We start from the raw sequence: 10,081 nt of genomic DNA on the forward strand, positions 1-10,081 counted from the left end.
CGCTGCCTCGTCACACGGGGCGTGCGATGTCGGCTCATGAGAATCCGATGCGGATTGTCATGGACGGATGTGCGGTCGGGTAATAGCGCTGGCCGTTTTCGACGCCGCTCAGCAACCGCGGCCGCACCCCTGCCTTGTGCATGGTCAGCGCCAAGGCGATAGAGAACTGCACCAGTTCCAGCCACACCAGGTGGTAGCCGATGCAGACGTGTGGGCCGGTACCGAACTGCAGCATGTCCACCGGCCGGATCGGCTCCGTGCGTTGCAGCCACCGCGCCAGGCGGAACTGATCAGGCGCCTCGTGCAGCTGCGCCGAGGTCGAGAAATGCAGCAGCGGGATGCACAGATCGGTGCCCGCGGGAATGCGCCGTTGGCCGAGTTGCAAGTCCTGCAGCGCGCGACGCGGCAGGACCGTGGTCGCCGGATGCACGCGCAGCGTCTCGCGGAACAGCGCCTCGGCGACCGGACACTGCGCCAGGTCCGCGTGCCGGGTCGGCACCGCGCCCACACGTTGCGCCTCCTCGACCAGGGCGTCCCACAGCATAGGCTGCCGCGCCAGCTCGATCACCATCCAGGCCATCGTCGAGGCGGTGGTGTCGTGACCGCCAAGCAGCAGCAAGCGGATATTGGCGATCAGGACGTCATCGGAGAGCGCATCGTCGCTGCGATCGAAGGCGCTCACCATGTCGTTGATCAACCCGGTGCGCGCGGCATGCGCGCGCGCGTCGCGGACGTACTGGCGCAACTGCCTGTCGATCCAGTCGCGGGCGGCGCGGCCGCGCCGCAAGGGCAGTCCGGGCAGGTCGACCGGGGGCGCGACGATCAACTGCAGCAGTTGCCGGTACTTGCGATGCCATCCCGGCAGGTCCTGCGCGGGGATTCCCATGAGGCTGAAGATGAGCTTGAGCATCAGGTCGCCGGTTTCGCGCAGGATGGTGACGTAGCCGCGGTCGCGCCACGCCTGCACCCGCGCCCGGATGACGGGCGCGAACAGATCGCCGATGCCGGCCTGGGTCAGCCCCTTGGGCAGGAACGCCGCCTTGATCGCATCGCGCGCCTGCCGGTGCGCGCCGCCGTCCTGGGTGACCAACGTTCCGCTAAACAATTCGGGCGCGATGTCTTCGATCAGCGCCGAGGACACGTCCTTGTGCCGGAGCAGTGCGAACGCATCCGGATCCACGCAGGTCATCAGGTGTCCGGCAGGGCCGAAATTCAGCCAGAAGTGGCTGCCCAGCGTCCGCTCCGCGCGCCGCAGCAGGCGCGGCAGGTCGCAGACGATGGCGGGAAGATGCCCGACCAGGGGGAAAGCGCCGGGCACGACCGGGATGTCGCACCGCAGCCGGTGCCGACGGTCCAGCGGGTTGAGCAGCATGTCCATCAGCAGCGCGCCGCCGCGGCCGCTTCGGCGGTGTCGCCGGCAGGCCACGCGGCGGGGCTGTTGCCACCGTCGGCGTACGTCGGCACATGCGCCAGCATGCCGCCGTCGATGCACACCACCTGGCCGGTGATGAACGCAGCATCGTCGGAGAGCAGGAACGTCACCAGCGCGGCCACGTCCTCGGGGCGGCCGACGCGCGGCAGGAGCTGGTGCCGGCGCAGATGCCGTTGCATGCGCTCGTCCAGCTTGGCGAGGAGACGCTCGGTCATGATGAGACCCGGCGCAACCGCGTTGCAGCGGATCTGCGCATGACCGTACTGGGTGGCGAGCGAGGCCGACAGCATGTTCATCGCCGCCTTCGACGCGGCGTAGGACGTCAGCGCGGTGTCACCGCTGAGCCCCTGGCACGACGACATATTGACGATCGCGCCACCGCCGCGGGCGATCATCCGTGGGATGGCCTGCCGGCAGCAGAGCAGCGTGCCGCGCAGATTGGTCGCCATGGTCTGATCCCAGACCGTCAGGTCCAGGTCGAGGATCGCGCGGTCGCGCGGGGTCAGATGCATGGCGCTCGCGTTGTTCACCAGCAGGTCGACCCCGCCGAAGTGGCGCTCCGCCGTCTCGAACAGCGTTGCCACCGCCTGCGCATCGGCGATGTCCATGGCCAGGGCCAGCGCGTGGCCCGCTTCGGCCGCGATCTGCGCGGTGCAGGCGATGGCCGCCGAGCCATCAATGTCGGCCACCACCACTCTGCCGTCCTCGCGCGCGATGGCGAGGGCACATGCCTTGCCGATGCCGGCGCCGGCGCCGGTCACCACGGCCACCTTGCCTTCAAACCGTCCCATCGTGTCCTCCTGGATTGCGTTGGTCTTTCGCGGCATGCCGCTCGGCCTCCGCCGGAGAAGGCGCAGGGTCGGCGATGGCGCGCTCGTCATCGCCAGCGTCGTTTTCGATGACCCGAATGGCGGCGACCGGGCACTGGCTGGCCGCGAGTCGCACGGCGGCGAGCAGCGCCCGCGGGACCGTCGCCACGCACACTTCGGCCACGCCGTCCGGCTCGCGCTGGCGAAAGGTGCCCGGCAGCGTCAGCACGCACTGCCCGGTGGTTCCGCACAGATCCTGGTCGACCACGACGTGCATCTCAGCCTCCCCGCGCATGCAGCCGCACCGGCAGCGCGCGGAACGTCCTAAGGAACGCGGAGGGCTCCCGGGTCGGCTGCTCGGCCAATGCCAGTGTGGGGAAGCGCGCCTCGATCCGCGGCAGGCTCTCGGCCAACTGCACCCGGGCCAGTTGCGCACCGAGGCAGAAGTGGATGCCGTGGCCGAAGCTCAGCATGATCTTCCCGTCGGTCGACATGCCAGGACTGGTGCCGTAGAACCGCGCGGGATCGAAGCGGTCGGGATCGGCGAAGGCGTCCGGGTCGCGATTGCCGGCCGCGATCAGCACGCGCACGTCCGCGTTCTTCGGGATCACCACGCCGCCCAGTTCGATGTCGCGCTGGGCGATACGCGGAATGGAGCTGAACATGGCGGGCGCGTCGCAGCGCAGGACTTCTTCGACGAATGCCTTCACCCCCACGGCGTCTCCCTGCAGCCAGTGCCGCTGTTCGGGATACGCCAGCATCGCCAGGACCGCATGGTCGATGGTCGCAGCCGTGGTGGCGAAGCCGCCCAGCAGCATGCCCCACAGCATGCTGATCAACTCCGCATCCGACAGCGTGTCGGCATCGTCGTCGTGTGCGCCGACCAGCATCGACACGATGTCGTGGCGGGGATCGGTGCGCTTGCGCTGTATGAGGTCGCCGAAGTAGGCCTTTACCCTGGCGCTCGCCGCGTCCGCCGCGGCGAGCTGGGGATCGCTGGCGTGCGGGCTCAGGCCTTCCAGAATGGCGCCGATGCCGGCGGCGAGCCCGAACATGTCCTCCTGGGGCATGCCGAACAGTTCGGCGAAGACCAGCATGGGCAAGGCCAGCGCGAATTCCCGATGCAGGTCCACCGCATCCCCGCGCTCCAGCGCGGGCGCCATGCCGTCCAGTCGCGCTGCGGCGATGCGCGCGATGCTCGGCCGCAGGTTGTCGATCTGGCGTATGGTGAAATCGCGCGAGATCAACCGGCGCAGACGCGTATGCGTCGGTTGGTTCTCCATCCCTAGCGTGGACGCCAGCAGATTGAGCGACAGGCTGGTCGCCGCACGCGGGAAATAGCGCGCCAGTTCGCCCGGCGCCGGTCCCCGAAACGCATCGCCCGTGGCCTCGAGCGCCCAGTAGATGTCGGCGTGGCGGCTCAACAGAAAGAGGCCCGACGCCGCGCGATGCACCGGATCGTGCTCGCGCAACCACCGCATGAACGGATACGGGTCGTGGATGCACGCCGGCGACGCCAGTTCGGCGAAGGCGTCCCGGCATGCTGCCGTGGTGTCTGGCACGTCCATCTCGCTTACCTGTTGGCTGGCTGATCTGACCGGCGCGCGCCAGGCGCGCTGGAAAATTGCGGAGAAGATCGCGATCCGCGGCGGCGTCCGCGCATCACCAGAGCACCGGGAACTCCTCGAACCCGCCAGTGATGATCTCCTTGCGCAACTTCAGTTCTTCGGGCGCCACAGCCAGGCGCAGCGCGGGAAAGCGCTGGAAGATCGAACCGAACACCAATTTGAGTTCGAGCCTCGCCAGCGCCACGCCGATGCACTGGTGCGGCCCGTGGGAGAACGCCAGGTGCGGCTTCCCGCCGCGTCCGATGTCGAAGATTTCCGGGTCGTCGAAATGGCGCGGATCGAACGACGTCGCCGGCAGGCCGACCAGCACCTTGCTCTCCGCGGGAATATGCACGCCCGCGATGGTCACGTCGGTCCTCGGATAGCGCATGATGCCGTCCCAGCCCGCGCCCGGCGGGTACATGCGCAGGATTTCCTCCACCGCCTTATCCAGCAGGGATGGATCGCCGACCAGGCGTTCACGCTGTTGCGGATGGCGGAGCATGGCCAGCAGGCCGAATTCGATCTGCGCGACGGTGCTCTCGTGCCCCGCCACCAGCATGCCCGCCGCCAGGCCGATCGCCTCTTCCTCGGTCGCCTTGCCCTGGTCGACCGCCGCGAGCAGATCCGTCAGCAGGTTGTCGCCCGGATCCTGGCGCTTGTCCCGCATCTTGCCGCGAATGTAGGCGCGCAGTTCGTCCCAGGCCAGGCGCGACGCGCTGCGCGGGCCGCTTTCATGCTGGTGCGTCATCACCTCGTCGGACAGCCCGGCGAAAAAGACGTGATCCTCGTAGGGCACGCCCATCAGCGCGCTGATGACCATGGCCGGAAGCGGAAAGGAGAGGTGGCGCCGCAGGTCGGCGGGCTGGGGCTGGGCCGCCAGCGTCCCGAACAAGTGCGCGGCGATCGCTTCGGCCTGCTGCGTTAGCAGCTTCATCCTGCGGTTGCCGAAGGCCGGCGCCACGATCGTGCGTAACCGGGCATGCTCGCCCCCCTCGTGCGAGACCAGCCATCCCGGCGAACCGAGAATCACCGAATCCGGGGTGAATGCCGCCGGCGGCATTCCCGCGGGCCGGAACGCCGCGTCGGACAGCACCGCCTTGGCCTCGTCGTAGCCTGTCACCCACCAGCCTTCGTGCCCGGACGGGAAGCGCACGCGGTGGATCGGACCGTTGGCGAGTAGCGCCAACATCTCGGGCGAGGGCTCGATGTGATCGACGCGCCACATCGGCAGCGTCGGCAAGGGTTGTTCGGACATCAAGGGTTGTTCGGACATGGTGGCACTTCACTCTCTCAGCGATGGAAGGGCGGAAGGTGACCGGCAGGCGCTGCGGGCAGCGAATGACGCAAGACGGCATGTCGACGATGTCCTCCGCGGCGGTGGTCAGCGTCAGATGCTCCCGCCGCACGAACAGCGCGCGGAAGGCGCATCGCAATTCCAGGCGCGCTAGCCGCGGCGCCCAGGCAGAAATGCGCCCCCTAGCCGAACGACAGGTGCGGGTTGTGCCGCCGGGTGACATCGAACCTGTCGGCATCGCAATAGATCGACTGACCGCAGGGATTGGTGAAGGAGGTTCGACCGCACCCGCCACCGACGTGTCCGCCAATATAGCCTCCTGACCAGTCCCACGCCGCCGGTGGCAATTTCAATCTTGGCTCAAGGTCTGCCGCTTTGGTTGCATCGCGCGCGACGGGCACAATTGTTGTGGCTCCCAAAAGAAGAACTCCAGATCACATCCAACACTTCCCTGCATCTTCTCGGTCCACAAGCGAGCGCCAAGTCATAGCCACAGCAAACGCTCGGAACGGACCAGACGCGAACAGCGACGCGCGCCGTGTCCGTCCCGAAGACCATCGCACTGCGATTGGTGACGATGCCGTGAACACAGCAAATCGCGTGCCGAAGTGAATTCGCAGGCCCAGCAGGCACTTCGTAGCGGCGCGTAGTGTCAGGTTTTCGGCATTGAGTCTCAATGCCGACAACCGCCGCAGCAAGTGCCCGGCAAAGGCCTGCTCTTGCGGAACATGCGCGAGCATGTCGTCGAATACTTTCAAGGCGGCGGTCACGCGTCAGATCGATGGCCTGTCGAGATTGCCGAGAACAGAGCAACTGTCATGCCGGGGCGAAAATGCTGATACTCCAAGGATGAGCATCAGGGATGAGCATCGAATCGACGGCAATGGACGCAAAGCTGACAATCGTGTGCGATTGCGCACATTCTCAGGCGAGTTCGATCAGTTGGGATGGCTCGGAGGCAGCACACCGCGGGCTGCTTGCAGGTCATGGAAACGGCATCACGCGAGCGCCGCGTGCTGCATTTGAAAGGTGCTCGACCTGATTAGCTCGCATATTGCTGGGTTGTCCTTCAGACTGCTCGCTCAGAGAGTTGACGGTGTTCATCCGTATCTGGCCGGTGACACATTGTCCGCAACTCAACCTTTGAACCTCGGGGCTCGCCTCGGCGAGGCGCACCCTTCGTCGCCATTGAAGCATTCACTGCGAATGCTCTGGTGGCACACCAATTGCTAATTAGGTCCCAGATCCCGGCCCGGTCAGTCGTTGCGGTCCAAGCTCCAGTCGCGACTATCAACCATGACCAACAGCTTGAGATGTCAGCCCATCTGCGCAAGCTCTTTCGCGCAAAGGGTAAGGCGCACAGGCATCGTCAACTTCATCGACCGCTGAGAAGGAGTCGATTATCAAAGGTTCGAGATTCGGCCGTCCCATCAGGCTCAACGGTTTCTCGATTGAAAAGCGTCATGATCCGCTGGCGTCGCCGCGTCGCGCCGTACGAACCGAGCTTGTCAGCGATCATCACGCGCGGCGGCGTGCCGGCGGATTTAAAGAGCTTCGTCATGAGCCGCTGCGCAGCGCGCGAGTCTCTTCGGCTTTGGATAAAGACGTCGAAGAACGACGCCATTCTGGTCGACAACGCGCCGGAGCCAATGTTGTTCGCGCGATCGAGATAACGAAGTCGTCCAGATGCCATGTCGCCGCGAGTGGGAGTGCGCCGGGGAATCCCGATGGGAGAACGCCTTGCCGGATTTACGTCCCCACTGGCGCACGGTTTCATAGGTCACGCCAATGCCATGCGCCGCCAGCGTTTCCTCGACCATGCGAAAGCTTAAGCAAAGCCGGAAATACATCCAAACGGCATAGCTGATCACTTCCGATGCGAAGCGATGCGCCGATAAGGCCCCGTGCGGTCGGCATGCCGGTCGTCTACCCCTTGGCCGTTCCAATTCGTTAACTTGACGGTGGCCCAGAACCTGAAGAGACGCAAAATTGGCTTTTAATTCGGCACCGGTTGAACCACGCCCAATTCCGGTTTTTGTCTCAAGAGTGGAGATACGATATGATTTCGAGGCACCCAGTCGATGTGGTTGGCGGTAGCGACGAACTCATCGAGCAGGCGCTGCGAGCCGCGATGGATAGTGCTCTGAGTCCGGAGTCGCCGACTCACCTGCGGGAAGCGCTAGAAGCGGCAGTGTTTCCAGGTGGCGCGCGGATGCGCCCCAAGCTCTGCTTGAAAGTCTTCAATGCATCCGGCGCAAGCCATCCGGAGCTGGCTGCACGAGCTGCGGCAGCAATCGAATTGCTGCACTGTGCCTCGTTGGTCCATGACGACCTGCCTTGCTTCGATAACGCCGCGCTGCGCCGCGGCAAACCGACGGTGCACCGGCTGTTCGGAGAGCCGACCGCCGTTCTGGCCGGCGATGCCTTGATCGTGACGGCTTTCAAATACATAAGCCGGCAGGCTGCGCGGGCACCTGAGTTGGTCGCGCGCATGATCGAGGTGGTCGCGGAGGCGGTCGGCCCCAGTCATGGGCTGATCGCCGGACAGTCGATGGAGGCTGTGACGCACGTCCCAATCGACCGCTATCATCATTACAAGACCGGCTCCCTCTTTGTGGCGGCGGCCACGTGCGGCGCCCTGACAGGTGGTGCTGACCCGGCCCCATGGGCGAAGGTGGGGGAACTGCTCGGGCATGCGTACCAGATCGCCGACGACATCGCAGACACGGTCGGCCGCGCCGAGGTGCTTGGCAAATTGCGTGCCGTGGACACGCAACTGGATCGACCCAATATCGTTCGCAGCCAAGGGTTGGATAGCGCAGCCGCCAAATTTTACGCCTATCTCGAACAGATAAGTGACACCATTCCTGCCAGCCCTCACAAAGGGTCCTTCGTTGACTGGCTGAACCAGGCGCTTTGCAAGGGCGTAGCGGGCCCGGGAAAAGCCGGACTGATCCAACAAGCGGCGCTGGAATGCGTCCAACCTTGATGAGACGTGAATTACAGCAACGAAATCTGGTCGTTGGTTCCGTCATGGCTGGATACGATGGAGATCGCGGCTGGATCTTTCGGATCGCCGTGCTGACGTCTCACCGGAAAAGCTGGAGGACAGGCGCTCATTGCTCCTGAGCGGCTTGCGACACTCGGCTGCGTCAAAGTCAATCTCCTGGTGGTTGAAATCCAACTCAGCCTTGCGCGCACAACTCGTGCCCGAGGATATCGCCCGCTGTCTGCCGCCTCCGAGGGTCGCTACGGGATTTGCGCCCAAGCAATTTGAATTTGCTATCGTCTGACCGGTCATTGCGTGGGCTGCCTTTGCGGGGTACCGCCGCGCCCAGGGCCTTCTAGCGGGCGATCGGACGGCAAGCGGCCCGGCCCGGCAATGGCAGAGGTGCGGCTATTTTCCGCCGGCGCTCACGCGCCTTTGCATCGCGAAACAAAATAGCCGCACCTCTGCCATCCTCCGCTTCGCTCCGGCCCGTCGGCTGACGCCTCCGGGTTCTGGTCCGTTCCGCCCGCCGTCTGGTGATCGCCACGAAGGCCGCGATGGGCGCGGCCGAACGGCAAAGGACCCTAAGCCATGATGACCGAACACGACGATAGCCAGTTCGAACCGCCGCACGGCTCATCACCGACCGATCATATCCTCAACGAGCTTCAGCTCTATGGCCATCGTCCCTTTCACGACGAGCCTGACCCAAGGCCGCTCCCGGAAGCCAAGGCCATCACAGGCGCGATCGCCGACATCTTTGATGCGCTCGTGGCGACCCTGAGCGATACACGGCTTGAACCCGACCTCGAAGATCTCCTCTGGTCGACCGTCAATCTCTTCCATCGCGCCACGGGCCGCATCGAGCGCGAACTCGATGACAACGAAAAAGCCCAGCAAAAGAGCCAGCGCGAGCAGAATGGATCGGAGGTGCGATCGGTCGAACTGGAAAGGCTCACGGCCGAAGGCGTCACATTGATCGAACGCCGCAACGCCATGGAGCTGTTCCGCGATCTGGCGACTGAGCAATTCGAGCTTCATACCGGCTCGCCCTGGCGCCCCCGTTCCGGGTCACTCGTCAATCATCGCACGCTCACCTCTGCGATGATTGATAGCCGCGATTTCCTGGCTGCCAAACGTCGCGCGGACACCGAGGCGTTGCTGCCGTCGGGACCCAAGATCGGGCTCACCGGTGGACTCGATTTTAACGACGTCGCCCTGATCTGGGACCGCCTCGACAAGGCCCATGCCAAGCACCGGGACATGGTGCTGCTCCACGGTGGCTCGCCGAAGGGCGCCGAGCGGATCGCCGCAAAATGGGCCACCAACCGCAAGGTTCCCCAGGTCGCCTTCAAGCCGGACTGGACCAAGCACGGTAAGGCAGCTCCGTTCAAGCGCAACGACGCCATGCTTGCAGTGCTGCCGATCGGTCTCATGCACTTTCCGGGCACCGGGATACAGGACAACCTTGCCGACAAGGCCAGGAAGCTCGGCATTCCCGTCTGGAAGTTCGGCGGCGCGTAAGCGCCGTCGCCCATCGGCGCATCTTCGTCGAGGACCAAGTTCGCCAGCGCAGATCAGTGCAAATTCTCTGATGCGACCGTATAGCGCTCGAGCAGAAAGCTTCGGTTCTTGTCCGATTCGACGAACGAGGTCACGCACTCGCACAGCGCTGCATTCTGCGCTATTATTCTTGTCGCGCCGTGGTGGTGGAAGGCGCGATGCGTCATGTCTTTTGTCGCGGAGCCACCACCATGCTTATCATCGCACTCGCCCTCAATATGCTTGGCATCGGCCTGTTCTGCTGGCTGGGTCTCATCCTTGCTGTCTACGCGCTGCCATATTTCGTTGCGTTTTCCGCAGGATTTGCGGCTGTTCACGCTGGGGCAAGCATTGCCTCGGCAGCTCTGGTCGCAATTCTTGCCGGCGCCGTGGTCGTTCTCATCG

Annotated in this window: 8 protein-coding genes and 1 pseudogene; 2 read left to right on the top strand and 7 right to left on the bottom strand. The window is 64.7% G+C overall.

Features of this window, described 5'->3' with window-relative positions; translation table 11 throughout:
* Positions 1–34 precede the first annotated feature (34 nt).
* From RAD10_RS22920 to RAD10_RS22945, 6 genes and pseudogenes are all read right to left on the bottom strand, one after another.
* The gene (locus RAD10_RS22920) at positions 35–1,378 is read right to left on the bottom strand and encodes a cytochrome P450 (RefSeq protein ID WP_270163347.1); all 1,344 of its coding nucleotides are present in this window, start codon (positions 1,376–1,378) and stop codon (positions 35–37) included.
* Complete coding sequence (locus tag RAD10_RS22925) at positions 1,378–2,223, bottom strand: SDR family oxidoreductase (protein WP_270163346.1); 846 nt, start codon at positions 2,221–2,223, stop codon at positions 1,378–1,380. Before RAD10_RS22925 ends, RAD10_RS22920 begins: the two co-directional genes overlap by 1 nt.
* The gene (locus RAD10_RS22930) at positions 2,210–2,518 is read right to left on the bottom strand and encodes a ferredoxin (protein ID WP_270163345.1); all 309 of its coding nucleotides are present in this window, start codon (positions 2,516–2,518) and stop codon (positions 2,210–2,212) included. Before RAD10_RS22930 ends, RAD10_RS22925 begins: the two co-directional genes overlap by 14 nt.
* A 1-nt stretch (position 2,519) precedes the next feature.
* Entirely contained in the window at positions 2,520–3,809 is a 1,290-nt protein-coding gene (locus tag RAD10_RS22935; RefSeq protein ID WP_270163344.1) for a cytochrome P450, read from the bottom strand.
* Between the two features lie 94 nt (positions 3,810–3,903).
* On the bottom strand, positions 3,904–5,106 hold the full coding sequence (locus tag RAD10_RS22940; RefSeq protein WP_461619324.1) for a cytochrome P450: 1,203 nt from the start codon (positions 5,104–5,106) through the stop codon (positions 3,904–3,906).
* Between the two features lie 1,492 nt (positions 5,107–6,598).
* Positions 6,599–7,091, bottom strand: a pseudogene (locus RAD10_RS22945) (IS6 family transposase); the annotation flags it as partial.
* 113 nt (positions 7,092–7,204) lie between these two features.
* On the opposite strand from RAD10_RS22945, the gene RAD10_RS22950 reads away from it, so the two are divergent.
* Together RAD10_RS22950 and RAD10_RS22955 are read left to right on the top strand one after the other, a co-directional pair.
* Positions 7,205–8,134 (top strand): polyprenyl synthetase family protein, encoded by a 930-nt coding sequence (locus RAD10_RS22950; protein ID WP_270163343.1) that lies wholly within the window; start codon positions 7,205–7,207, stop codon positions 8,132–8,134.
* Between the two features lie 594 nt (positions 8,135–8,728).
* Positions 8,729–9,658 (top strand): DUF2493 domain-containing protein, encoded by a 930-nt coding sequence (locus RAD10_RS22955; RefSeq protein ID WP_270172964.1) that lies wholly within the window; start codon positions 8,729–8,731, stop codon positions 9,656–9,658.
* Positions 9,659–9,711: 53 nt separating this feature from the next.
* On the opposite strand, the gene RAD10_RS22960 is transcribed toward RAD10_RS22955, so the two are convergent.
* Positions 9,712–10,081, bottom strand: a 370-nt coding sequence (locus RAD10_RS22960) for a hypothetical protein (protein WP_461619314.1), incomplete at its 5' end; no start/stop codon positions are given.

This window comes from Bradyrhizobium sp. 23AC, from assembly GCF_054863025.1.

What these genes read in the sequence shown, in the direction of transcription:
- RAD10_RS22920 (WP_270163347.1), bottom strand. Translation starts at nt 1,378, where the DNA reads ATGGACATGCTGCTCAACCCGCTGGACCGTCGGCACCGGCTGCGGTGC.
- RAD10_RS22935 (WP_270163344.1), bottom strand. Translation starts at nt 3,809, where the DNA reads ATGGACGTGCCAGACACCACGGCAGCATGCCGGGACGCCTTCGCCGAA.
- RAD10_RS22925 (WP_270163346.1), bottom strand. Translation starts at nt 2,223, where the DNA reads ATGGGACGGTTTGAAGGCAAGGTGGCCGTGGTGACCGGCGCCGGCGCC.
- RAD10_RS22955 (WP_270172964.1), top strand. Translation starts at nt 8,729, where the DNA reads ATGACCGAACACGACGATAGCCAGTTCGAACCGCCGCACGGCTCATCA.
- RAD10_RS22940 (WP_461619324.1), bottom strand. Translation starts at nt 5,106, where the DNA reads ATGTCCGAACAACCCTTGCCGACGCTGCCGATGTGGCGCGTCGATCAC.
- RAD10_RS22930 (WP_270163345.1), bottom strand. Translation starts at nt 2,518, where the DNA reads ATGCACGTCGTGGTCGACCAGGATCTGTGCGGAACCACCGGGCAGTGC.
- RAD10_RS22950 (WP_270163343.1), top strand. Translation starts at nt 7,205, where the DNA reads ATGATTTCGAGGCACCCAGTCGATGTGGTTGGCGGTAGCGACGAACTC.